This window comes from Rhodococcus indonesiensis, from assembly GCF_047782815.1.
Lineage (GTDB): Bacteria > Actinomycetota > Actinomycetes > Mycobacteriales > Mycobacteriaceae > Rhodococcus > Rhodococcus indonesiensis.
Genome location: NZ_CP180630.1, coordinates 24,223 through 46,065 on the forward strand (window position 1 = coordinate 24,223; position 21,843 = coordinate 46,065).

Annotated in this window: 21 protein-coding genes; 9 read left to right on the top strand and 12 right to left on the bottom strand. The window is 70.3% G+C overall.

Going from position 1 to position 21,843, the window contains the following annotated elements; all coding sequences use genetic code 11:
• Positions 1 to 3 precede the first annotated feature (3 nt).
• From ACM26Y_RS00110 to ACM26Y_RS00120, 3 genes are all read left to right on the top strand, one after another.
• A complete protein-coding gene (locus ACM26Y_RS00110) occupies positions 4 to 513 on the top strand; it encodes a copper chaperone PCu(A)C (protein WP_003936627.1) in 510 nt (169 codons plus the stop codon).
• Positions 506 to 1,690 (top strand): Dyp-type peroxidase, encoded by a 1,185-nt coding sequence (locus ACM26Y_RS00115; protein ID WP_416062320.1) that lies wholly within the window; start codon positions 506 to 508, stop codon positions 1,688 to 1,690. Before ACM26Y_RS00110 ends, ACM26Y_RS00115 begins: the two co-directional genes overlap by 8 nt.
• A 148-nt stretch (positions 1,691 to 1,838) precedes the next feature.
• Entirely contained in the window at positions 1,839 to 2,798 is a 960-nt protein-coding gene (locus tag ACM26Y_RS00120) for a R2-like ligand-binding oxidase (protein WP_416062321.1), read from the top strand.
• Between the two features lie 9 nt (positions 2,799 to 2,807).
• Here the strand turns inward: ACM26Y_RS00120 and ACM26Y_RS00125 are convergent, their stop codons facing one another.
• Together ACM26Y_RS00125 and ACM26Y_RS00130 are read right to left on the bottom strand one after the other, a co-directional pair.
• Positions 2,808 to 3,989 (bottom strand): hypothetical protein, encoded by a 1,182-nt coding sequence (locus ACM26Y_RS00125; RefSeq protein WP_416062322.1) that lies wholly within the window; start codon positions 3,987 to 3,989, stop codon positions 2,808 to 2,810.
• A gap of 193 nt (positions 3,990 to 4,182) precedes the next feature.
• Positions 4,183 to 4,863: a hypothetical protein gene (locus ACM26Y_RS00130; RefSeq protein ID WP_416062323.1), complete on the bottom strand. Its 681-nt coding sequence runs from the start codon at positions 4,861 to 4,863 to the stop codon at positions 4,183 to 4,185.
• A 185-nt stretch (positions 4,864 to 5,048) separates the two neighbouring features.
• On the opposite strand from ACM26Y_RS00130, the gene ACM26Y_RS00135 reads away from it, so the two are divergent.
• A complete protein-coding gene (locus ACM26Y_RS00135) occupies positions 5,049 to 6,335 on the top strand; it encodes a lipase family protein (protein WP_416063751.1) in 1,287 nt (428 codons plus the stop codon).
• 70 nt (positions 6,336 to 6,405) lie between these two features.
• On the opposite strand, the gene ACM26Y_RS00140 is transcribed toward ACM26Y_RS00135, so the two are convergent.
• A complete protein-coding gene (locus ACM26Y_RS00140) occupies positions 6,406 to 8,349 on the bottom strand; it encodes an acyl-CoA dehydrogenase family protein (RefSeq protein WP_371384505.1) in 1,944 nt (647 codons plus the stop codon).
• A gap of 235 nt (positions 8,350 to 8,584) precedes the next feature.
• On the opposite strand from ACM26Y_RS00140, the gene ACM26Y_RS00145 reads away from it, so the two are divergent.
• Complete coding sequence (locus ACM26Y_RS00145; RefSeq protein ID WP_371384506.1) at positions 8,585 to 8,752, top strand: hypothetical protein; 168 nt, start codon at positions 8,585 to 8,587, stop codon at positions 8,750 to 8,752.
• Between the two features lie 13 nt (positions 8,753 to 8,765).
• Here the strand turns inward: ACM26Y_RS00145 and ACM26Y_RS00150 are convergent, their stop codons facing one another.
• Complete coding sequence (locus ACM26Y_RS00150) at positions 8,766 to 9,620, bottom strand: alginate biosynthesis protein AlgP (protein ID WP_416062324.1); 855 nt, start codon at positions 9,618 to 9,620, stop codon at positions 8,766 to 8,768.
• Between the two features lie 134 nt (positions 9,621 to 9,754).
• Here ACM26Y_RS00150 and ACM26Y_RS00155 point away from each other — a divergent pair, with 134 nt between their 5' ends.
• Positions 9,755 to 10,282 carry a peptidylprolyl isomerase gene (locus ACM26Y_RS00155; RefSeq protein ID WP_054370860.1) on the top strand — a complete coding sequence of 176 codons (528 nt, stop codon included), beginning with the start codon at positions 9,755 to 9,757 and terminating at the stop codon, positions 10,280 to 10,282.
• 11 nt (positions 10,283 to 10,293) lie between these two features.
• Positions 10,294 to 11,220 (top strand): rhomboid family intramembrane serine protease, encoded by a 927-nt coding sequence (locus tag ACM26Y_RS00160; protein WP_003936618.1) that lies wholly within the window; start codon positions 10,294 to 10,296, stop codon positions 11,218 to 11,220.
• Here ACM26Y_RS00160 and ACM26Y_RS00165 read toward each other — a convergent pair.
• Positions 11,205 to 11,657 carry a PH domain-containing protein gene (locus ACM26Y_RS00165; RefSeq protein WP_416062325.1) on the bottom strand — a complete coding sequence of 151 codons (453 nt, stop codon included), beginning with the start codon at positions 11,655 to 11,657 and terminating at the stop codon, positions 11,205 to 11,207. The two genes, ACM26Y_RS00160 and ACM26Y_RS00165, sit on opposite strands and share 16 nt — an antisense overlap.
• A gap of 66 nt (positions 11,658 to 11,723) precedes the next feature.
• Positions 11,724 to 11,987 carry a cell division protein CrgA gene (crgA, locus tag ACM26Y_RS00170; RefSeq protein WP_003936616.1) on the bottom strand — a complete coding sequence of 88 codons (264 nt, stop codon included), beginning with the start codon at positions 11,985 to 11,987 and terminating at the stop codon, positions 11,724 to 11,726.
• 129 nt (positions 11,988 to 12,116) lie between these two features.
• Here crgA and ACM26Y_RS00175 point away from each other — a divergent pair, with 129 nt between their 5' ends.
• Both ACM26Y_RS00175 and ACM26Y_RS00180 read left to right on the top strand, forming a co-directional pair.
• Positions 12,117 to 12,842 carry a DUF881 domain-containing protein gene (locus tag ACM26Y_RS00175; protein WP_289379267.1) on the top strand — a complete coding sequence of 242 codons (726 nt, stop codon included), beginning with the start codon at positions 12,117 to 12,119 and terminating at the stop codon, positions 12,840 to 12,842.
• A 20-nt stretch (positions 12,843 to 12,862) separates the two neighbouring features.
• Positions 12,863 to 13,519, top strand: coding sequence for an aminodeoxychorismate/anthranilate synthase component II (locus tag ACM26Y_RS00180; RefSeq protein WP_003936614.1), 657 nt, complete (start codon positions 12,863 to 12,865; stop codon positions 13,517 to 13,519).
• Positions 13,520 to 13,546: 27 nt separating this feature from the next.
• Here the strand turns inward: ACM26Y_RS00180 and pknB are convergent, their stop codons facing one another.
• Genes pknB through ACM26Y_RS00210 form a run of 6 tightly spaced genes read right to left on the bottom strand, consistent with a single transcriptional unit; the run spans position 13,547 to position 21,806 of the window.
• Entirely contained in the window at positions 13,547 to 15,460 is a 1,914-nt protein-coding gene (gene pknB, locus ACM26Y_RS00185) for a Stk1 family PASTA domain-containing Ser/Thr kinase (RefSeq protein ID WP_289379269.1), read from the bottom strand.
• Positions 15,457 to 16,974, bottom strand: a complete 1,518-nt coding sequence (locus tag ACM26Y_RS00190; protein ID WP_416062326.1) for a serine/threonine-protein kinase — start codon at positions 16,972 to 16,974, stop codon at positions 15,457 to 15,459. Before ACM26Y_RS00190 ends, pknB begins: the two co-directional genes overlap by 4 nt.
• Positions 16,975 to 16,976: 2 nt before the next feature.
• Positions 16,977 to 18,461: a peptidoglycan D,D-transpeptidase FtsI family protein gene (locus ACM26Y_RS00195; RefSeq protein WP_416062327.1), complete on the bottom strand. Its 1,485-nt coding sequence runs from the start codon at positions 18,459 to 18,461 to the stop codon at positions 16,977 to 16,979.
• Positions 18,458 to 19,909, bottom strand: coding sequence for an FtsW/RodA/SpoVE family cell cycle protein (locus ACM26Y_RS00200; protein WP_040782317.1), 1,452 nt, complete (start codon positions 19,907 to 19,909; stop codon positions 18,458 to 18,460). The genes ACM26Y_RS00195 and ACM26Y_RS00200 overlap by 4 nt, the downstream gene beginning before the upstream one ends.
• Positions 19,909 to 21,345 (bottom strand): PP2C family protein-serine/threonine phosphatase, encoded by a 1,437-nt coding sequence (locus ACM26Y_RS00205; protein ID WP_416062328.1) that lies wholly within the window; start codon positions 21,343 to 21,345, stop codon positions 19,909 to 19,911. Before ACM26Y_RS00205 ends, ACM26Y_RS00200 begins: the two co-directional genes overlap by 1 nt.
• Positions 21,342 to 21,806: an FHA domain-containing protein FhaB gene (locus tag ACM26Y_RS00210; RefSeq protein ID WP_003936608.1), complete on the bottom strand. Its 465-nt coding sequence runs from the start codon at positions 21,804 to 21,806 to the stop codon at positions 21,342 to 21,344. Before ACM26Y_RS00210 ends, ACM26Y_RS00205 begins: the two co-directional genes overlap by 4 nt.
• Positions 21,807 to 21,843 lie beyond the last annotated feature (37 nt).

Below are 21,843 nucleotides of genomic sequence, written 5' to 3' on the forward strand. Positions count from 1 at the left end.
CCCATGAAGAAGACCCTGTTCCTCGCTGCCGCCGCGGCCGCGACCCTGTTTGCCGCTGGATGCTCGTCCGACGAGCCCGCCGCCGCGTCCGCGGACTCGCTCACCGTCTCCTCGGCGTGGGCGAAGGCCGCCGAATCCGGCATGACCGGCGCATTCGCCGAGCTCGAGAACACCGGCGACACCGACATCCACATCGTCTCCGCTGCCAGCCCCAGCTCGGCCCGGACCGAGATCCACGAGATGGCGGCCGGCGACGGCGGCGCCATGGTGATGCGCGAGAAGGCGGACGGACTGGTCATCCCCGCGCACAGCACCCACTCGCTCGCACCCGGCAACGACCACCTGATGCTCATGGACCTCGTGGAGCCGGTCCTGCCCGGCACCGAAGTGACCTTCGAGCTGACCTTCGAGGACGGCTCGACGACCGAGTTCACCGCACAGGTCCGCGACTTCTCCGGCGCGCAGGAGAACTACCAGCCGAGCGCGGGCGCGGGGGCGAACCACGGTGGCTGAGCTGAGCCGGCGGCGTCTCCTCGGTGGCGGCGCCGCCGTCCTGGGCGTCGCCGGTATCGGCGCGGCCGGAGTCGGGACGGGTCTCGGGTACGCCGCCACGCGGGAGCCCAAACCCACCGGTGGGCGCACGGTTGCCTTCTACGGCGTGCACCAGGCCGGCATCGATACCGAGCCGCAGGCCTTCGCCGCCTTCGTCGCCCTGGATCTGCGTCCGGGACTCGACCGTCGCGCGCTGGTCGGGCTCATGAAGGTGTGGGCCGAGGACGGTCGCCGGCTGGCCGGGGGCAGTCCTGCCCTCGGCGACACCGAGCCCGAACTCGCCCTCGATCCCGCCCGGCTGACCGTGACGGTCGGCTTCGGTCCTGCCGTGTTCGACGTGGCCGGTCTCGCGGCGCAGCGACCCGAGTGGTTGCGGCCGTTGCCGGCGTTCTCGATCGATCGCCTCGAGGAACGCTGGTCGGGCGGTGATCTGCTGCTGCAGGTATGTGCCGACGACCCGGTCACCGTCTCGCACGCGACTCGCACGCTCTCCAAGAGCGTGCGATCGCTGGCCACTGTGCGCTGGGCCCAGCGCGGATTCCGCAACGCGGTGGGCACCAAGCCCACCGGCACCACGATGCGCAATCTCATGGGTCAGGTCGACGGCACCGTCAACCCGGCTGCGGGAAGCACCGACTTCGACCGGCAGGTGTGGAATCCCGGTACCCCGGCCTGGTTGGCCGGGGGCACGTCCCTGGTGTTGCGGCGAATCCGTATGGAACTCGACACGTGGGACGAGCTCGACCGGCCGGCCCGGGAACTCGCGGTGGGCCGGGACCTGGCCGCCGGGGCGCCGCTGACCGGCAGCCGGGAGCACGACGATCCGGACTTCGCCGCCACCGACGTCCACGGCATTCCGGTGATCCCTCCGGAATCGCACGTCGCCCGGGCGCGGCCCCGGAACGCGAACGAGCAGTTCCTGCGCCGCGGCTACAACTACGACGATCCGGACGGCGCCGGACTGTTGTTCGCGGCGTACCAGGCCGACGTGGACGCGCAGTTCGTCCCGGTGCAGCAGCGGCTCGCCGAGCACGACGCGCTGAACCCGTGGATCACCCCGGTCGGGTCGGCGGTGTTCGCCGTCCCACCCGGATTCGGTCCCGGCGGATACCCGGGCGACACCCTGTTCGAGGGCTGACGGGCCGCGCCCCCGGCCGGGATCCGTGTGGAATCCCGGCCGGGGGAACCGCCGTACCTACAGTTTGTATGGTTCCCGTCACACCCCAGGGAAATGGGGCTACCGTCAGGACACGCGTCCATCCGCGTCGAGGAAAGGCGGCACGCTCATGACCACTGCACTGCCGGAACGTCAGGGCTTCGGGACCCTGCGCGCGGGGGGTCTGCACTGGGACGCTTTCCCGCTGCGGCTGTTCGCGAAGGGCAACGCGAAGTTCTGGGATCCGCTCGATCTGGACTTCAGCCGCGAGGCCGCCGACTGGAACGACCTCAACAGCGAACAGCACCGCAGCGCCACCTACCTCGTCGCGCAGTTCGTGGCCGGTGAGGAGGCCGTCACCCAGGACATCCAGCCGTTCCTGCGGGCGATGGCCGCCGAGGGCCGTCTCGGCGACGAGATGTACCTGACCCAGTTCTGCTTCGAGGAGGCCAAGCACACCCAGGTCTTCCGGCTGTGGATGGACGAGGTGGGCCTGACCGCGGACCTGCACCCCTATGTCGCGGACAACCCGTACTACCGGCAGCTGTTCTACGAGGAGCTGCCCCACTCGCTGCGCGTCCTCGAGACCGACCCGAGCCCCGCCAACCAGGTCCGCGCCAGCGTCACCTACAACCACGTCATCGAGGGCAGCCTCGCCCTCACCGGGTACTACGCTTGGCAGAAGGTGTGCACGAAACGCGGAATCCTGCCCGGGATGCAGGAACTCGTGCGCCGGATCGGCGACGACGAACGCCGGCACATGGCATGGGGAACGTTCACGTGCCGCCGCCACGTCGCCGCCGACGACTCGAACTGGGATGTCGTGCAGCAACGCATGGGCGAGTTGCTGCCGCTCGCGCTCGGCATGATCCAGTGGGTCAACGACCAGTTCGAGGAACAACCCTTCGGTCTCGATCCCGACGAGTTCGTCTCCTACGCCGCGGACCGCGCCCAGCGACGGCTCGGGACCATCGAATCCGCCCGCGGCCGGCCCGTCGAGGAGATCGATCTCGACTACAGCCCGGAAGTGCTCGAGGACAAGTTCGGTGCGGAGGATGCCGCGGAGCTGACCAGCCTCGCGGGGAACTGAACCGGGCGGTCAGAGCAGCGCGACGACCGCGAAGACCAGCAACAGGACCACCGCGACCACCGCTCCGATCGCCGAGTAGTTGCGGCTCGGCGGCGTCGCGGTGGTGGTGAGCGTCGTGCCCGCGGTGTCGTCGGCGTCGCTGTCCTCGGGCCGGGCACCGCCGGATCGCACGTCGGCGGCGGTCGTCGCAGGAACGGGTGCGGGGCTCGCGGGTGCGCCCGCTGCCCTGTCTCGTTCCGCCGCCGCTTCGGCCCGGGCACGTTCGGCCGCTTCGAGTTCACGGATACGCGGAATGCCACCGGTGAGAACGTCGGTGACGTCGTACGACGGGGGCAGGCCGATCCGCGCCTTGACCACGCGCGCGGGTGTGAAACCGGCCGCGAGGATGGCGGCACCGAGGGCGGCGGTCTGCTCGGGACCGGGTCCGACGAGGGTGCGTACCCCGAGTTTCGCGGCGAGGCTGTCCGCGATGGACTGCACGTGCGAGCGGTCGCGCGCGACGAACCCGTCACCCATCACCACGACGGCGTCGAGGTTGTGCGAAAGCCAGCCGAAGGCGCCGAGGGCGGTGGCCAGCTGGGCCGCGGGGGACGGGGCGCTCTTGGCGCCGAACCGGAACGCCTTGCCGGCCGAGACGCCGGACCGCACGAGGTTGACGGTCGAGCCGCCGTCGTCGACGTGGAAGATGCCGACGAGCTGTCCCGGAGTTTCCGAGATCTCCGAGGCGTACCACGTCGCGGCCGCCTCGGCGTCCGAGACGAGGGCGATGTGCCGCAGATCCGCATAGTCGAGCGCGGCCCGCAGTGCGGCCACGGTGGGCTGGTCCCACCGTGACGGGTAGGTGGCGGTGACACTCGGCAGGCCGCCGTCGGACCCGCTGTCCGGTGGCAGGGGGTGGCATTCGTGCAGCAGGCAGGCGATCGCCGTGGCCATCGAGTCCTCGGCTCGGTAGATGCGTCCGTCACTGGCGGTGACGCCGGCGGGATCGCCGACCCGGCCGAGGAATCCCGACAGGTAGCGGGCCTCACCGGCAGGATGCGGGGCGCCGCCGAGGACGGTGGTGCCGTCGGAATCGATGTGCAGGACGGTGTCCCGGGCTATGACCACGGGATCGGGACTGCCGGGGTCGTTGGAAGCGAGGACCGCGGTGGACACCACGCTCCCGATCCGGAGACCGACTCCCACAGCCATGTCAAACCTCCTGTAGACAACGATCGGCGTACATCTTGCTACCGACTCGGCCACAGCCGGGGAAGCCGCGCCGAAGCACCGCGCGGGAGATTGCCGTGACCACTAGGATTCGCGCGCCGCATCGGCACAGCCCGTGCGCGTCGCCGGGCCCGAGGCGTGCAGTCGTGGGCGGATGTCCGCGTACCCGGTGCCGTCAGGTTCTCGGCCGGATCGTCCGCCGGGGCGGGAACGCCTGCCGGGCATGGGTCAGCAGGAACAGGCTGATCACGGCCACCCACGCCGGGAAGACGAGGGTGAGCCACAGCGCCTCCGTCACCGCGAACAGCAGGATCAGGGCGATCAGGTAGGTGGGGGCGACCAGCCATCGTGGCATCAGCCCGGTGCGCATCCAGATGGTGCCCTGCGAGATCATGAAGACCGCAGCCATACGGATCGAGTAGACATTGCTGATCTGCAGGATCAGCGCATGCGCGAACGCGGCCGACTCCTGGGCGGGGACGGCCTCCGCCTGGTCCGTCAGGAGCAGGCCGCCGGCACTGGCCATCGTGACGAGGATGAGCGCCAGGAACAACAGACCACTGCCGACGAAGACCGTCGAGAAGAACTGGTCCTCGAGGTCGCCCAGCCGGTGCCGGAGCACACCGATGAACCACAGGAACGCGATGCAGGCGAACTGGGACAGCGTCAGCGCGACGGTGAGCCGTGAGCGGCCGGCCTCCAGCCACTCGGTCGTGCCGAAGGGATCCGCCGGGATCGCCTGACGGATCAGGATGATGCTCGCCGTGAACAGGACCGCGAACACGATCCCGACGGCGGCGGCGGTGTGCGGGGTGGTCAGCCGGTGCAGGTGCGGCTCGCTGCGCTCCGCGGTCATGCTCGGATTGTCCTCGACCAGCGGTGATGCGGTGGCACGAACGACGGATCGTGACCTCGAGTGCGGGTCACAAGAGGCGGAAAGCGCACTTACGCGTCGGTAAGTTAGCTGTTACAGTGCGTACCGCCTGTGTCGTCCGACACACAGGCACCGACCTGTGAAGGGACCGTGGGATGGGGATACGGATGGGGCGCGCCAGAAGATGGACCGGCGCCGCGGTAGCGACCGCGGCGCTGACGGGAACGATGCTCGCGATGCCGGCGACGGCGAGCGCGGACGCGTCCTTCTACGATCCTCCGTTCGATCTGGCCGGCACCTCCGGCGCCGTACTCCGTAGCGGGCCGTCCGATCTCGCCGTCCGCGTCCCGACGCCGCAGGGCGTGTTCCCGGCACAGGGCACCCGGCTGCTCTACCGCAGCCTCGACGCGAATGGCGAGCCCAACGCCGTCGGCGGCACCTACCTCGAGCCGTCGCTGCCCTGGAACGGTCCCGGCCCGCGGCCGCTCGTCGCGATCGCGCCGGGCACCCAGGGGCAGGGCGACCAGTGTGCGCCGTCCAAGCAGTTGAACTCGCTCGTCTCCTACACCCCGCCGCTCGACCTGTTCACCGAGTACGAACTGCTGTCGATCAACACCATGCTGCTGCAGGGCATCGCCGTCGTCGTCACCGACTACGACGGTCTCGGCACGCCGGGCCACCACACCTACGTCAACCGGCTGGCCGAGGCGCACGCGGTGCTCGACGCGGTCCGGGCGGCCCAGAGCCTGCCCGCCGCGTCCGTCACCCCCGACGGGCCGGTCGGCCTGTGGGGGTACTCCCAAGGCGGTGGCGCCGTGTCGGCGGCCGCCGAACTGCAGCCGACCTACGCACCCGAGTTGAACCTGGTGGGTGTCTATGCCGGTGCGCCGCCCGCGGACCTCGAGGCCACGCTGAACCAGGTCGACGGGACGGCGCTGACCGGCGTGATCGGCTACACGATCAACGGCCTCGGTGAGGCCTACCCCGAGCTCCGGGATCTCATCGATGCCGAGATCAACGACCGGGGACGCGAGATGCTGCAGTCGGTGGCGAACCAGTGCGCCCCGGAGACGATCTTCCGCTACGGCTTCCAGCGCACGAACGACTACACCCGCACGGGCGAGCCGCTGAGCGCCGTCGTCGATCGGTTGCCGGAGGCGAAGGAAGCCATCGCCGCGCAGCGGATCGGACGTCTGCAGCCGTCGGCGCCGGTGCTCGTGCAGCACGGAACGATGGACGACATCGTGCCGTTCGGTCAGGGTCGCCGGCTCGCGACGGACTGGTGCGCCCTCGGCGCCACCGTCCAGTTCTCCACGAACACCACCCCGCCCATCCTGCCGGGACTGGCCGTCAATCACGCGCTGCCGCTGGTCGCCGGCATGCCCGAAGCGGTCGCCTACCTGAACGACCGGTTCGCCGGGCGGCCCGCACCGTCCAACTGCGGCGCCTTCTGAGCGACAACCGCGAAGCGGTCGGCCGTGGCAGCGCTCCGAATCGCTGCCGCGGCCGACCGGAACTTCCGATTCACACCACCGGATGGTCGACCCGGACGAACCGGCGGGCGAGGTTCTCCTCGGCCGACGGTCCGGGGGCCCATTCGGCGATCCAGGGGCCGGTGCCCTCGCTGGGATCGATCACACCCTTCTCGAGCCAGGTGTAGCGCCCCTCGAGCACGCCCGTCGTGAGCTGCCGGTCGGCATCGTCGGTGTTCGTCCACAACGCATCGAACAGCGCCTCCACCCGCAGCCTCGACTGCCGGCAGAAGGCCTCGGCGAGTTCGTACGCCGCGTTCGCGTCGGGATGGTTGTCGCTGCGGTACATCTCTGCCCGCACGCAGCTCGCCGCCATCGCGAACAGTTCGGCCCCGATGTCGACGACCCGGCCGAGGAAGCCCTGCCGCTTCTCGAGGCCGGCCTGCCACCGTGCCATCCCGTAGAACGTGGACCGTGCCAGTTTCCGGGAGGACCGTTCGACGTAACGCAGATGCGCTGCCAGCGGCCCGAACTCGCTGTACGAGGTGGGCAACTGACCTCTGCCCGCGACCAGCTGCGGCAGCCACTTGGCGTAGAAGCCGCTCGCCTTGGCTGCCGCCCGGGCCCGCGCATCGAGGGTGGCCTTCGGGTCCGCCAGATCGCCGGCGGCCTGCAGATGCGCGTCGACAGCCTCGCGTGCCACCAGCAGCCGCATGATCTCGCTCGAGCCCTCGAAGATCCGGTTGATGCGCAGGTCCCGCACCAATTGCTCGGTGGGAACAGCCCGTTCACCGCGCGCCGCGAGCGAGTCGGCCGTCTCGTATCCGCGGCCCCCCCGGATCTGCAGGAGTTCGTCGGCGATCGTGCACGCCATCTCGCTGGACCACAGCTTGGCGAGCGCCGCCTCGATCCGGATGTCGTTGCGTTCCTCGTCGCACATCTGTCCCGACAGTTCCACCACGGCCTCGAGCGCGAACGTGGTGGCCGCGACGAATGCGATCTTGCCGGCGACCGCGCCGTGCTCGCCGACGGGCCTGCCCCACTGGACGCGGGTGGCGGACCACTCGCGGGCGATCTTCAGGGCCCATTTGCCGGCTCCGGCGCACATCGCGGGAATCGCCAGCCGGCCCGCGTTGAGCGTGGTCAGGGCGATCTTCAGGCCGTCGCCCTCGCGGCCGATGAGATTCTCCTTCGGTACCCGCACCTTGTACATGCGGGTGACACCGTTCTCGATGCCCTTCAGTCCCATGAAGGAGTTGCGGCGCTCGACGGAGATACCGGGCGAGTCCGCCTCCACGACGAACGCCGAGATCCCACCGCGATGCCCCTCGCTGCGTGGCACCCGGGCCATCACCACCAGCAGTTCCGCCACCACCCCGTTGGTGGTCCACAGTTTCACGCCGTCGAGTTCGTATGCCGCGCCGTCGTCGATCGGCACGGCCGTCGAGGCGAGGCGCGCGGGATCGGAACCGACGTCCGGCTCGGTGAGCAGGAACGCAGAGATCGCGCCGCGGGCGCACCGCGGCAGGAATGCACGCTTCTGCGCGGGCGTGCCGGCCAGCTTGAGCGGTTCGGGCACACCGATCGACTGGTGTGCGGACAGCAAGGCGCCCAGACTGGGATGCACGCAGGCGACGAGCATCAACGCCCGGTTGTACGCCACCTGCGACAAGCCCAGCCCGCCGTACTCCTCCGGAATCTTCATGCCGAAGCAGCCGAGTTCCGCGAAGCCTGCGACGTACTCGTCCGGAATGCGCGCGTCGCGTTCGATACGACTGCCGTCGAGCCCCTCGCAGTAGCGGCGAAGCTTGGCGAGAAACGCTTCCGTCTTGGCTTCGGCGTCCGGCGCCGGGCGCGGGAACGGATGAACGAGGTCGAGGGTCAGACGTCCGAGGAACAACTCCTTGGCGAAGGACGGCTTGTCCCAGTTCTCCTCTCGGGCCTCCTCGGCTACTGCGCGTGCCTGCTCCTCGCTGACCTGTACCTGTTGTGCCATGTGATGCCTCCCCGATAGATCGCTACCGGCGAGTATCCGCCTGTTCTGTGACGTGTATCACGAGATTCGCCGGATCGGTACCGGTGAGTAACTCGAGGGTGTGCGGCAGATCACGGAGCGGCGCGGTGGTCGTCCCGACAGGCACCCCGTGCCGGTCCGTACGCTGGAGTGGTCACCGACGACGCACCCGAGCACCTCCACCTTCCCGCCCGCGCGGACCACCCTGGAGGCCGACATGGAATTTCTTGCGTCCGTACCCGTCGTACTACTGCTGACCGTCCTGATCTACGTTGTCGCCGGCCGCATCGTCGACCTGGAACTACGCGTCACCGAACGCCGACTTCTCGAAGAAGGGCAGGCCGCGCACGACGCGACCTGCCCCGGATCCGACTCCGTCCCGTGATCCCGGGCGGACCTCAGTCCTGCTTCTTCGGTCCCCCGGCAGGACCGCTCGGCGGCTGCGGCTTCGCGGAGGTTCCCTTGCCACCGGCAGCCGCGTTCTTCGACGCGGGGGTCGGCTTGCGAGCCGGTTCCTCCTTGGCCGCGTGCTTCCCGGTCGGGGCCGCATCGGCCGTGCCCTTCGGTGCCGCATCTGTGCTCTTCGGCGCCGTGTCGGCCGCCGGGGCCGGCTTCGGGGCCGGTGTGGGCTTGGGGGCCACAGCCTCGGGTGTCGCGGCCGGCTCGGGCTTCGGTGCTGCGGTCTCGGGCTTCGGTGCTGCGGTCTCGGGCTTCGGTGCTGCGGCTTCGGGTGTCGCGGCGGGCGCGGGCTTCGCGTTTGTCGTGGCCGCCGGTTTCGGTGCGGGTGCTTCGGCCTTCGGTGCTTCGGCCTTCGGTGCTTCGGCCTTCGGTGCGGCAGCCTCGGGCGCTGCGACCGGCGCGGGCGGAGTCGACTCGATCCGCGGCGGTTCCGGCGCGACGGGCGGGTGATCCCCGAGCCGGCTGCGGTAGAACACCACTCCGCCCGCGGCGACGACGCCGAGCGCGCCGACAGTCACCAGGAGCTTGCGGCCCCGGCCCCGGGAACCGGACTCGATCGTCGCTGCGGCCTGTGCGCGGCGGCACTCTCGGTTGCCGGCCATGTTCCGGGCGACGTCGAGACCCTTTCGGGCGACGAACAGGCCGGTGACGAGCGGCCCCCGCGCCAGGGCCGTCGCGCCTTGACCTGCAAGCTTCAGGTAGCCACCGGCACCCTTGGATTCCTTCGGGGGGCACACGAGTTCGCTACCGGTGCCGGACCCGCTCTTGGTTCTGGACTCGCTCACACTCGTCATGTACCCACTTTTGCACAGCGAACCCCCGCGTCCGTGTACAGACGACGCTCGCGTCCGTGCACAGAGGACGCTCGCGTCCGGGTTCGCGAGACGGACCGCTCCGGTGTCGCAGACCCGGATGGCACGATGGAGGGGTGACTTCACCTCAAAAGACTGCAACCGCGACTCTGCACACCAACCGCGGCGACATCGTGATCGAGCTCTTCGGCAACCATGCCCCGAAGACCGTCGAGAACTTCGTCGGCCTCGCGAACGGCACCAAGGAGTACAAGACCGAGAACGCCAAGGGCGAGACCAGCGGCCCGTTCTACGACGGTGCGGTCTTCCACCGCGTCATCGACGGCTTCATGATCCAGGGCGGCGACCCGACCGGCACCGGCCGCGGCGGCCCGGGTTACCAGTTCGGCGACGAATTCCATCCCGAGCTGCAGTTCGACCGCGGCTACCTGCTCGCCATGGCCAATGCTGGACCGGGCACCAACGGTTCGCAGTTCTTCATCACCGTCGGGCCGACCCCGCACCTGAACCGGCGCCACACGATCTTCGGTGAGGTCACCGACGAGGCGTCGAAGAAGGTCGTCGACGCGATCGCCACGACGGCGACGGACCGTGCGGACCGCCCGGTCGAGCCGGTCGTCATCGACAGCATCACCATTTCCTGAGAGAGACCGACATGACGAACCCCGGCTGGGGCCACGCGGCCGGCGGGGGCGGCCACCCGCCCCAGCCGCGGTGCGTCCGGCATCCCGATCGCCCGACGCTGCTCGCGTGCAGCCGATGCGGACGACCGGCCTGCCCCGACTGCCTGCGGTCCGCCGCGGTGGGTCAGCAATGCGTCGACTGCGTCGCGGCCGCGCAGCGTGACGTCCCGCAGGCCCGCACCGTCGCGGGCGCACCCGCCCGGTCGCAGGCGAACACCCCGCTGGTGACGTACATCCTGATCGCGCTGAACACCGCAATCTTCGCGATCACCGCCGCCCAGTCCGGCAGCGTGATGAACAACGAGCGCTCGTCGAGCCTGTTCTTCGAGTGGGCGCTGTGGCCGCCGATGATCGCCGCTCGTGACGAGTACATCCGGGTGCTGGGCAGCGGATTCCTGCACTTCGGGGTGCTGCACCTCGCGGTCAACATGTTCGCGCTGTACGTGATCGGCCGAGACACCGAACTCGTCCTCGGCCGGCTCCGGTACCTGGCCGTGTACCTGGTGTCGATTCTCGGCGGGTCCGCTGCGGTGATGCTGCTCGAGACCGACGCCGTGACCGCCGGCGCCTCCGGCGCCGTGTTCGGCCTGCTGGGAGCGCAGGCGGTGATCCTGATGCGGCTGCGGCGCAGCCCCGCGCCGGTGCTGGCGATCGTCGTCCTCAACGTCGTCATCAGCATCACCATCCCCGGCATCTCCCTGTGGGGACACCTCGGCGGCCTGGCCGCGGGTGCGGCGGCGACGGCGGCGCTGTTGTTCGCTCCGCGCGCACTGGGTGCGGGCGACGACCGCGCCCGCTTCGTCCGGACGGGATGGCTCGCCCTGGGCGGCGTCACGGTGGTCACCGTGCTCGTCCTCGCCCTGGCCGTCCTGCGCCTGCGGGCTCAGCTCGGGGTCTGATCCGGCGCCAGTCCCCGCACCGCGAGTGCGTCGTACACCGTGCGGGGATCGGTGCCCAGGTCCCAGCGCCCGAAGATAAGCAGTTGCTCGTCGCCGCGGGGGTCGCGCACGTCGATCTCCAGCATCGGGACCCGCCGGCCGAGCCGCGGATACGCGACGATCCGTACCCGCGTCAGGGCTGCGCGGGGCAGCTCACGCCGTCCCGTCAGGCGGGTAACGGCCAGTCCGGCGTCGTCGGGAAGCACCTCGAGCCGCGGGCGTTGCCGGGCCGCGAGAGCCGCGACGACGAGTGCGACCGCGGCCGCGAGCCCGACGAGGGTGCGGCCGGCAGGATCGGGAGTCGTCGCCGCGGCCACCGCGAGCACGATGCCGCCCACCACCAGCGCGACGATCGCGAGCGGGGGTGTGGACCAGCGGAGGGGTTGTTCACCGGACACGGGGAGCTTTCCCCAGTTCGTCCACAGGTTTGTCCACAGGTGGGGATGAACTACACTCCTGTAACCTCACCGCCACCTCATGGTCATGATCAGGCCGACGATCATGAACCCGAAACCGATGAGGAAGTTGTACGCGCCGAGGTCGTTCATCCACGAGATCTGCTCGGCCGCGAGGTAGTAGACCACCAGCCAGGCCAGACCGATCAGCATGAAGCCGAGCATCACCGCGACGTACCAGGTGCTCGACGGTCCCGCCTTCACCTTCACGGGGGTGCGGCTCACCGGGTTGATCGTGTAGTCGGTCTTCTTCCGGACCTTCGACTTGGGCATGACGTCCTCGTTCGTGCGGTACCGCGCGGGGCGGACAGGTAGGTTGGGCAGCTACCTGGCGTGTACTACCAGTGCGTGTACTACCAGTGTGAGTACACGCTAACGCAGAATCCGGAACGGAGGGTCCACGTGTCGGACGGCCGGGCCCGCGCGCTCGGGTGGACTGCCGCCGCGCTGGCCGTGTGCCTGCTCGCCGGGTTGCTGCTCGGCACCACCCGCGGGGTCTCCGACGGCGAGGAACTGCGCGTGAGCGACTCCGCGCGGCTGTCCGACCTCGTGCGGGCAGCGCAGGCCAAGGCGGACGAGCTCGCCGCCACCCGCGACGACCTCGCGGGACGCGTCGCCGAGCTGCAGGCCCAGGCCGCGGCCACCGACGGCGACGTCGCCGCAGTGCTCGCCGACACCTCCGGCCTCGAGGACCCGGCCGGGCTCACCGCACGACGGGGCCCGGGGGTCACCGTCAGCCTCACCGATGCGCCGCGCGGCGCCGACGGCAGGTATCCGACGGATGCGTCGCCCGACGATCTCGTGGTGCACCAGCAGGACGTGCAGAGCGTGCTCAACGCGATGTGGGCCGGCGGGGCCGAGGCGATCGCGATGCAGGATCAGCGGCTCGTGGCGACCTCGGCGCCGCGGTGCATCGGCAACACCCTGCTGCTGCACGGCCGTACCTACTCTCCGCCGTACGTGATCACCGCGCTGGGCGACCCGGCGCGACTCGAGGCCGCCCTTGCGGCCGAGCCGGGCATCCGCGTGTACAAGCAGTACGCGGCGCGCTACGGGCTGGGCTACACGCAGCAGTCGTCGGAGTCGTTGTCGGTTCCGGCCTACACGGGCGGAGCAACGCTGCGCTGACGGGTCGGTACCCTTTCCGCATGCGCATCCTCGTCGTCGACAACTACGACAGCTTCGTCTTCAATCTCGTGCAGTACCTGGGGCAGCTCGGGACCCGGGCCGAAGTCTGGCGCAACGACGACGAGCGGCTCACCGGCGCAGCGGACCGGATCGCGGCCGAGTTCGACGGCATCCTCCTGAGCCCCGGGCCGGGCACGCCGCAGCGCGCCGGTGCGAGCATGGACCTCGTCCGGGCCTGCGCCGACGCGGGCACGCCGCTGCTCGGGGTCTGCCTCGGTCATCAGGCGATCGGTGCCGCCTTCGGGGCGACCGTGGACCGGGCCCCCGAGCTGCTGCACGGCAAGACCAGTTCGGTCTGGCACGACGGCACCGGCGTGCTGGCCGGCCTGCCGGATCCGTTCACCGCGACGCGCTACCACTCACTCACGGTGCTGCCCAACACGCTGCCGGACGAACTCGTCCCCACCGGATTCACCGAGAGCGGCATCGTCATGGCCCTGCGGCACCGCGAGCTGCCCGTCCACGGCGTCCAGTTCCACCCGGAATCGGTCCTCACGCAGGGCGGCCACCGGATGCTGGCGAACTGGCTCGGCGTGTGCGGTGAGGCACCGGACGAACCGCTGGTCGCCCGTCTCGAGGCGGAAGTGGCTCAGGCGCTCGCCGGGGGCGTCGCCTGAGCCGTCCGCACGGCATCCGAGCGCAGCTCAGCGGATACCCAGCACGCCCACACCCACGGTGATGGTCTCCGACTTGGAGATCTCCGACCCCGGCGGCTGCTGCTGGGCGATGACCTTGCCCACCAGCTCCGGGTCGAGGGTGGCCTCGCGGTTCTGCACGAGCTGTGCCGGCGAGCCCGTCCAGCCGGCCGCCCGCAGTTCCGCGAGTGCCTCGGACACCGTCCTGTTCGTCAACGCGGGCATCTCGATGCGGTTGCCGTTGGACACCTGGATGGTGACCGTGTCGCCCTCCGTCGCGCTGGTACCGCCCGCCGGGCTGCTCGACACCACCGTCCCGGTCGGCTGGCTGGAGTCGATCTCGTCGACCACGACGGTGAAACCGGCAGCCTCGATGTTGTCACGCGCCACCTCGGTGGCCTGACCCACGACGTTGGGCACTCGGATCTGCTCGGGTCCGCTGCCGAGCGTCACCCGCACCGCGCTGTCGCGGTCGGCGTCGGCTCCCGGGGCGGGGCTCTGGTCGACGACGGTGTCGCGTTCGGCCGCCGCCGACGGTGCGCGGGCCACGTTCGGATCGAGGCGCAGTCCGGCGTCGGTCAGGGCCTGCAGCGCCTCCTGCTGGTTCATGCCCGCCAGCCGCGGGATCTCCACCTGTTCGGGGCCGCTCGAGACCTCGAGGGTGACGGTGCTGCCCTCCTCGGCCTGGACCCCGGCGACCGGCCGGGTGTTGACGACGTTGCCGGTGGCGACCACGGCGTCGGGTTTCATCTGCACCGAGACTTCGAACCCGGCATCCTGCAGCCTGCTCTCCGCGATCTCCGCGGCGAGGTTGCGCACGTCGGGGACGGGGATCTGCGCGGCGGTCGATCCCGGGCCCGAGGTCCACAGGAACACCCCGACGATGCCGACGATCACGACCGCCGCCAGGCCCAGCAGCGTGTTGCGCAGCACCCGGGAGCGCTGGGGCGTCGCCACGGTCCCGCCGGCAGCGGCTGCGGCGGCCCCGCGGTCCGCGCCGTTGCGAGGTGTCCCGGCACCGTCGACGGCCCCGAGGATGGTGGTGCGGTCCTCGTCGGTCATCACCATGGGTGCGCTGGGCTTCTGGCCGCTCAGCACGCGGATCAGGTCGCTGCGCATCTCGGCGGCGCTCTGATACCGGTTGGCGGGGTTCTTCGCCATCGCCTTGAGGATCACCGAGTCCAGCTCCGGCGGGACGGCGGAGTTCACCGACGACGGCAGCGGCGGATCCTCCCGGACGTGCTGGTACGCGACGGCCACGGGGGAATCGCCCTGGAACGGCGGCTTACCGGTGAGGATCTCGAACAGGACGCAGCCCACCGAGTACACGTCGGAGCGGGCGTCGACCTGCTCACCGCGGGCCTGCTCCGGCGACAGGTACTGGGCGGTGCCGATCACCGCGGCGGTCTGCGTCATCGGGCTCGCGGCGTCCGAGATGGCCCGGGCGATGCCGAAGTCCATGACCTTCACCGCGCCGGAACGGGTGATCATGACGTTGGCAGGCTTGACGTCGCGGTGGACGATCATGTTGCGGTGGCTGAAGTCCAGGGCGGCGCACACGTCCGCCACGACCTCCATGGCCCGCTTCGGGGTCATCGGCCCCTGGGAGCGCACGATGTCGCGCAGCGTGTCGCCCTCGACGAACTCCATGACGATGTACGGCAGCGGGCCGGACTCGGTCTCCGCCTCACCGGTGTCGTACACGGCGACGATCGCCGGATGGTTCAACGCCGCGGCGTTCTGGGCTTCGCGGCGGAACCGGAGATAGAACGTGGGGTCGCGCGCGAGATCCGCGCGCAGCACCTTGATCGCCACGTCGCGGTCGAGCCGCAGATCCCGGGCCAGGTGCACCTCCGACATGCCACCGAAGCCGAGGATCTCACCCAACTCGTAGCGGGAAGAGAGCTTGCGGGGTGTGGTCATGACTGTCCTCGGGTGACTGGCTCGATCGGGGTGAACGGGTTGTCTATGGCTCCGGGTTCGAGACCGCCCTCACCGTCACCTGGCAGGGAGACGGTGGTGGTGGTCGTCTCGGCCGTCGTCGTGGTGGCGGCTGTCGTCGTGGCCGTCGTCGTGGTGGGCGCCGTGGTGGTGGTCGGCGCCTCCGTCGTCGTCGGCGGTGGGGTGGTCGTCGTCGGCTCGGGGGTGGTCGTGGGGGCCTGCGTCGTGGTGGGGGGTGCCGTCGTGGTCGGCTCCACCGTCGTGGTGGTGGTCCGCGGCGGCCTCGTGGTGGTCGTCGTGGCACGGGTGGTGGTCGTCGGTGCCTGCGTGGTCGTGGACCGTGCGGGGCCCGCGTCCCCGGAATTGTCGCCGCCCAGCAGCACCAGCGCCAGCGCAACGAGTGCGAGGGCCACAGCCGCCCCGGCCGCCCAGGCGATGGCCTTCGGGCTCGGTGAGCGTTTGTCCCCGGACGGGGCGGATCCGGTGGGGGGCTGGTCCCCGCCGTTCGCGTACGCCGGGGCGTAGTACGGCCGCGACGGCGGTGGCGGCGGGGTGGGCCCGAGCGCGCGGGTCGCGGCCGGGGACGTGGTGCCCGGGACGCCGGGCGGCAGGATCCGCGTGGCACCGGTGACCGGCGGCACGTTGCCCGGCGGCGGCACCGATCGGCCGGACCGCACGGCGGCGACGGCGTCGGCGAACTCGCCGCCGCTGGTGTACCGGTGCGCCGGGTCCTTCGTCATGGCGATCTCGATGAGCTCACGCACCCCCGCCGGCAGATCGGTGGGCAGCGGAGCGGGCGTCTCCTGCACATGCTTCATCGCGACGGTGACGACGCTGTCGCCGAGGAACGGCCGCCGGCCCGCGAGAGCCTCGTATCCGACGACGCCGAGCGAGTACACGTCGCTCGCCGACGTCGCCTCCTGGCCGAGGGCCTGCTCGGGGGCGATGTACTGGGCGGTGCCCATGACCATCCCGGTGCGCGTCACCGGTGACGCGTCGACGGCCTTGGCGATGCCGAAGTCGGTGATCTTGACCTGGCCGGTGGGGGTGATGAGGATGTTCCCGGGCTTGACGTCGCGGTGCACGACTCCCGCGTCATGGGCCGCCTGCAGCGCCCGTCCGGTCTGTTCGAGCATGTCCAGGGTGTGCGGCAGCGACAGGCGGCCCACCCGGGCGAGCACGGCATTGAGGGGTTCGCCGTGCACCAGTTCCATCACCAGGTACGCGATGGACTGTCCCTCGGCGTCGGTGGTCTCGCCGTAGTCGAACACACCCGCGATGCCGGGGTGGTTGAGCTGTGCGGTGGTGCGCGCCTCGAACCGGAATCGGGTCAGGAAGTCCGCGTCGCCGGAGAGTTCGGCCTTGAGGACCTTCACCGCCACCCGGCGGTCGAGGCGGGTGTCGAGCCCTTCCCACACCTGTCCCATGCCACCGGTGGCGATGAGCCGTTGCAGCCGGTAACGGTCGGCGATCATGGCGCCGCTGTGCAAAGCCATAATCAGCCTCTCTGCATTCCCGCCGCGATCACGGCACGTCCGATCGGCGCGGCAACCGAGCCTCCCGTGGCGGCGAGAGCGCGGTCGCCGCCGTCCTCCACGATGACCGCCACGGCAACAGTGGGCTGCTGGGCAGGCGCAAAGGCGATATACCACGTGTGCGGGGGAGTGTTACGGGGGTCGTCGCCGTGCTCGGCGGTACCGGTCTTCGACGCGATCTGGACCCCCGGGATCTTCCCCTCGCCGCCGGAGAAGTTCTCGGATCCGATCATCAGGTCGGTCAGGGTGGCCGCGACCTGCGGCGACATCGCCTGCCCGGCCGAGACCGGTGAGGTCTCCGCCAGCACCGACAGGTCCGGCGACTGCAGCTGGGACACCAGATGCGGCTGCATCCGGACGCCGCCGTTGGCGACGGTGCCGGCAATCACGGCGTTCTCCAGCGGGGTGAGCGCGACGTCACGCTGGCCGATGCTGGACTGGCCCAGCGCGGCGCCGTCGGGGATCGGCCCGATGGTGCCCGCCGCGACGGGGACAGGGATGTCCATGGATTCCCCGACACCGAGCGCCTCCGCCTGCTCGGCGATGGCCTCCTTGCCGGTGTTCAGACCCATCTCGACGAAGGCGGTGTTGCAGGAGCGGGCGAAGGCTTCGCGCAGGGAGGCCGTGGGGCCGCCACCGCACGTCGCGCCGCCGTAGTTCTCCAGCGTGGTCGCGGTGTCGGGCAGCGTGATGTTGGGTGCGGCGGTGAACTGGTCGTCGGGGGTGGTACCCGCGGCGAGCGCCGCGGCGGTCACGACCACCTTGAAGGTCGAGCCCGGCGGGTAGGTCTGCGAGATGGCACGGTTGAGCATCGGTTTGTCGGGGTCGGCGTTGAGTTCCTCCCAGGCCTGCGAGGTGGCTGCGCCGTCGTGGCCGGAGAGCCGGTTGGGGTCGTAGCTCGGGGTGCTCACCATCGCCAGGATGCGACCGGTGCTCGGTTCGATGGCGACGACCGAGCCGGTGTAGCCCTTGGCGGTGAGTTCGTCGTACGCCACCTGCTGCATGACGGGGTCGATGGTGGTGACCACGTTGCCGCCGCGCGGGTCCCGTCCGGAGACCAGATCGAAGAAGCGCCGGCCGAACAGCCGGTTGTCGGACCCGTTGAGCACCTCGTCCTCGGTGCGCTCGAGCCCGGTGCTGCCGTACTGCATCGAGTAGAACCCGGTCACGGGTGCGTAGGCGAGCGGACTCGCCGGCTGCTCGGGGGCGGCCGGGTAGGTGCGCAGGTACTTGTAGCGGCTGTCGGTGGGGACCGACACCGCCAGGACCTGCCCGCTCGCGGAGATCTGTCCGCGCTGACGCGAGTACTCGTCGATGAGCACCCGCGAGTTGCGCGGGTCGGTGCGCAGGTCGTCGGCTTTGATGACCTGGACGTAGGTGGCGTTGGCAAGCAGCGCGACGACCATGAACATCACCGCCATCGCGACTTTGCGGAGCGGTGTGTTCATCCGCGCCCCAGCATTTCCGTCGGCGCGTCCGCAATCGGTGGCGGTGCCTTCTTACGTGGGGCGGCGGGCTCGCGGGCCGCGTTGGAGATCTTCACCAGCAGTGCCAGCAGGAGGTAGTTCGCCAGCAGCGACGAACCACCGTAGGACATGAACGGCGTGGTGAGACCGGTGAGCGGGATCAGCTTGGTGACGCCGCCGACGACGACGAACAGCTGGATCGCGATGGTGAACGACAGGCCGGCGGCCAGGAGCTTGCCGAAGCTGTCGCGGACGGCGAGCGCGGTGCGCAATCCCCTCGTGATCAGGATCAGGAAGAGGACGAGAATGGCACTGAGGCCGATGAGCCCGAGTTCCTCACCGATCGTGGCGACGATGAAGTCGGTCTTGGCGAACGGCACCTGCGCGGGACGTCCGCTGCCGAGCCCGGTGCCGGCGACACCACCGGTGGCGAGACCGAACAACGACTGCGAGATCTGGTAACCGGTGTTGTTGTAGTCGGCCAGCGGGTCGAGCCAGGTCTCCACACGCACCCGCACGTGACCGAACATCTGGTACGCGAAGTAGAAGCCGACGACGAGCAAAGCGCCACCGATGAGCAGCCAGCCCACCCGTTCGGTCGCGATGTACAGCATCACCAGCACCGTGCCGAACAGCAGCAGCGACGTGCCGAGGTCCTTCTCGAACACCATGACGCCGATCGAGAGGATCCATGCCGCGAGGATCGGGCCCAGGTCGCGGGCGCGGGGGAAGTCCATGCCGAGCACGTGTTTGCCGGCGGTGGTGAACAGGTCGCGCTTGGCCACCAGCACGGACGCGAAGAAGATGATGAGCAGGATCTTGGCGAACTCGCCGGGCTGGATGCTGAATCCGGGCAGCCTGATCCAGATCTTGGCGCCGTTGACCTCGGAGAAGCGGGACGGCAGCAGGGCCGGGACGGCGAGCGCGACGAGACCGATCAGGCCCAGGGTGTAGCTGAACCGGGCGAGGAGCCGGTAGTCGTGCAGCAGCGCCAGCACCGCGACGAAGCCGGCGATGGCGAGCGCCGTCCACAGCACCTGCTGGTTGGCGTCGGGGGAGGGGATCGGCTGGCCGAGGTAGCGCGCGTTCTCCTCGTCGGCGAGGTCGAGCCGGTGGATCAGGACCAGGCCCAGGCCGTTGAGCAGTGCGACGATCGGCAGCAGCAGCGGGTCGGCGTAGGGCGCGAACCGGCGCACCGCTAGATGCGCGGCGAGGAACAGCACCGCGTACGTCAGCCCGTACTTGGCCAGGTCCATGGTCAGGGTCTGTTCCTGGCTGGCTTCGACCAGCATCAGCGACACCGTGGTGATCGCGATGGCGGCGACGATGAGCAGCAGCTCCGTGTTCCGCCGCGTGGACACGGCGGGAGCCGGGGCGAAGCCTCCGGGAGGACTGGGGAAGGAGGCTCCGGGTGCGTGGGACACCGACATCAGGCGCCCACCCGGCAGTTCTGGCCCGGCACCTGCGGGACCGCCGGCTCGGGCGCCGGGGCCGGTGCGGGGGCGGGTGTCTCGGCGGATGCGGGTTCCGACGCGGGAGCCGCCGGAGGGGCCGGGGCGGGGGCCGGCTCGGGCGCCGGAGCCGGGGCTGGCAACGGAGCCGCCTGTTCCTCGACGCACACCGGGAGCAGGTCGTTCTCCGCGAGCCGGTTCATCTGCGTGCGCGCGTCGTCGAGAGACCCGGACGGCAGGCCCGCCCGCACCTGCTCACGGGCCGCCGGCTGCAGATCGTCGACCAGCATGACGCGGCAGTCCGCCTCCTGCGGAGAGGTCAGGGTCAACGTTCCGTCGTCGGCGAGACAGCCGACGAGGGACTGTTCCTGCAGGGAGTAGCCGAGGATGTTGCCGGGCACGCCGCGCAGCACCGTGACACGGCCGTCGTCGTCGCCGACGTAGTAGTAGCTGCGGATCATCGTCCGGCCCACGGCCGCACCGGCGACGAGCAGTCCGAGCACCACGATCGCGACGAGCGGCCACCACATCCGGCTGCGCTTGCGCGCGGGCTCGGGATCCTTCTGCACGACGACACGCTTGGGCGTGGCGCGGGGCGGGCGCATCGCGGCGGCACGGCCCGCGGCGGTGTTGGGCGGCGGGGTGTCCTCGTCGTCCCCCGACGCGGCACCGGCGACGATCGGATGGCTCTGTCCGTAGTCGAGATCGATGACGTCGGCGACGACGACGGTGACGTTGTCGGGTCCGCCGCTACGCAGGGCGAGTTCGATGAGCCGATCGGCGCACTCGTCGTGCGTGCCTTCGCTCAGGGTGTTGGCGATGGTCTCGTCGCTGACGACGTCGGACAGGCCGTCGGAGCAGATGAGGTAGCGGTCGCCGGCGCGTGCCTCGCGCACGGTGAGGGTCGGTTCGACCTCGCTGCCGGTGAGAGCGCGCATGATGAGCGAGCGCTGCGGGTGGCTGTGTGCCTGCTCGGGCGTGATGCGTCCCTCGTCGACGAGGGACTGCACGAAGGTGTCGTCGCGGGTGATCTGGGTGAGCTGGCCCTCGCGCAGCAGGTAGGCACGCGAATCGCCGATGTGGGCGAGGCCGAGTTTGCTGCCGGCGAAGAGGATGGCGGTGAGCGTGGTGCCCATGCCGTCGAGTTCGGGTTCCTCCTCGACCTGATCGGCGATGGCGGCGTTGCCCTCGCGCACGGCGGCGGCGAGCTTGCCGAGCAGGTCCCCGCCGGGTTCGTCGTCGTCGAGGTGGGCGAGGGCCGCGATCATCAGTTGCGAGGCGACCTCGCCGGCGGCGTGGCCGCCCATGCCGTCGGCGAGGGCGAGCAGGCGGGCCCCCGCGTACACGGAATCTTCGTTGTTGGAACGCACCAGGCCACGGTCGCTCCGGGCGGCGTATCGCAGTACAAGGGTCACGGGCGGAGCTCGATCACGGTCTTCCCGACCCGGACAGGAGTGCCCAGGGGTACGCGGACGGCGGTGGTGACCTTGGCACGGTCCAGATACGTGCCGTTGGTCGAGCCCAGATCCTCGACGTACCAGTCCGACCCGCGCTGCGACAGGCGGGCGTGCCGGGTGGATGCGTAGTCGTCGGTGAGGACCAGGGTCGAGTCGTCGGCCCGGCCGATCAGGACCGGTTGGGAACCGAGCGTGATGCGGGTGCCTGCGAGAGCGCCCTGGGTCACCACCAGGTACTTCGCCGACTTGCCGCGGCCCAGCGACGGCAGCACCGACTGGTTGCGCGGCGAGTAGCGCGGGACTGGACGTGCGGCACCGGCGTAGATGTCCGATCGCAGCGTGCGCAGGATCGCCCAGATGAACAACCACAGCAGGAGCAGGAACCCCGCCCGGGTCAGCTGCAGAATCAGCCCCTGCACGGCTCGCCCTCCTTCTGCGTATCGGCCCGGTGCGGTG

What these genes read in the sequence shown, in the direction of transcription:
- ACM26Y_RS00125 (WP_416062322.1), bottom strand. Translation starts at nt 3,989, where the DNA reads ATGGCTGTGGGAGTCGGTCTCCGGATCGGGAGCGTGGTGTCCACCGCG.
- ACM26Y_RS00140 (WP_371384505.1), bottom strand. Translation starts at nt 8,349, where the DNA reads ATGGCACAACAGGTACAGGTCAGCGAGGAGCAGGCACGCGCAGTAGCC.
- ACM26Y_RS00180 (WP_003936614.1), top strand. Translation starts at nt 12,863, where the DNA reads ATGCGCATCCTCGTCGTCGACAACTACGACAGCTTCGTCTTCAATCTC.
- ACM26Y_RS00110 (WP_003936627.1), top strand. Translation starts at nt 4, where the DNA reads ATGAAGAAGACCCTGTTCCTCGCTGCCGCCGCGGCCGCGACCCTGTTT.
- crgA (WP_003936616.1), bottom strand. Translation starts at nt 11,987, where the DNA reads ATGCCCAAGTCGAAGGTCCGGAAGAAGACCGACTACACGATCAACCCG.
- ACM26Y_RS00120 (WP_416062321.1), top strand. Translation starts at nt 1,839, where the DNA reads ATGACCACTGCACTGCCGGAACGTCAGGGCTTCGGGACCCTGCGCGCG.
- ACM26Y_RS00160 (WP_003936618.1), top strand. Translation starts at nt 10,294, where the DNA reads ATGACGAACCCCGGCTGGGGCCACGCGGCCGGCGGGGGCGGCCACCCG.
- ACM26Y_RS00130 (WP_416062323.1), bottom strand. Translation starts at nt 4,863, where the DNA reads ATGACCGCGGAGCGCAGCGAGCCGCACCTGCACCGGCTGACCACCCCG.
- ACM26Y_RS00135 (WP_416063751.1), top strand. Translation starts at nt 5,049, where the DNA reads ATGGGGCGCGCCAGAAGATGGACCGGCGCCGCGGTAGCGACCGCGGCG.
- ACM26Y_RS00145 (WP_371384506.1), top strand. Translation starts at nt 8,585, where the DNA reads ATGGAATTTCTTGCGTCCGTACCCGTCGTACTACTGCTGACCGTCCTG.
- pknB (WP_289379269.1), bottom strand. Translation starts at nt 15,460, where the DNA reads ATGACCACACCCCGCAAGCTCTCTTCCCGCTACGAGTTGGGTGAGATC.
- ACM26Y_RS00200 (WP_040782317.1), bottom strand. Translation starts at nt 19,909, where the DNA reads ATGTCGGTGTCCCACGCACCCGGAGCCTCCTTCCCCAGTCCTCCCGGA.
- ACM26Y_RS00150 (WP_416062324.1), bottom strand. Translation starts at nt 9,620, where the DNA reads ATGACGAGTGTGAGCGAGTCCAGAACCAAGAGCGGGTCCGGCACCGGT.
- ACM26Y_RS00195 (WP_416062327.1), bottom strand. Translation starts at nt 18,461, where the DNA reads ATGAACACACCGCTCCGCAAAGTCGCGATGGCGGTGATGTTCATGGTC.
- ACM26Y_RS00190 (WP_416062326.1), bottom strand. Translation starts at nt 16,974, where the DNA reads ATGGCTTTGCACAGCGGCGCCATGATCGCCGACCGTTACCGGCTGCAA.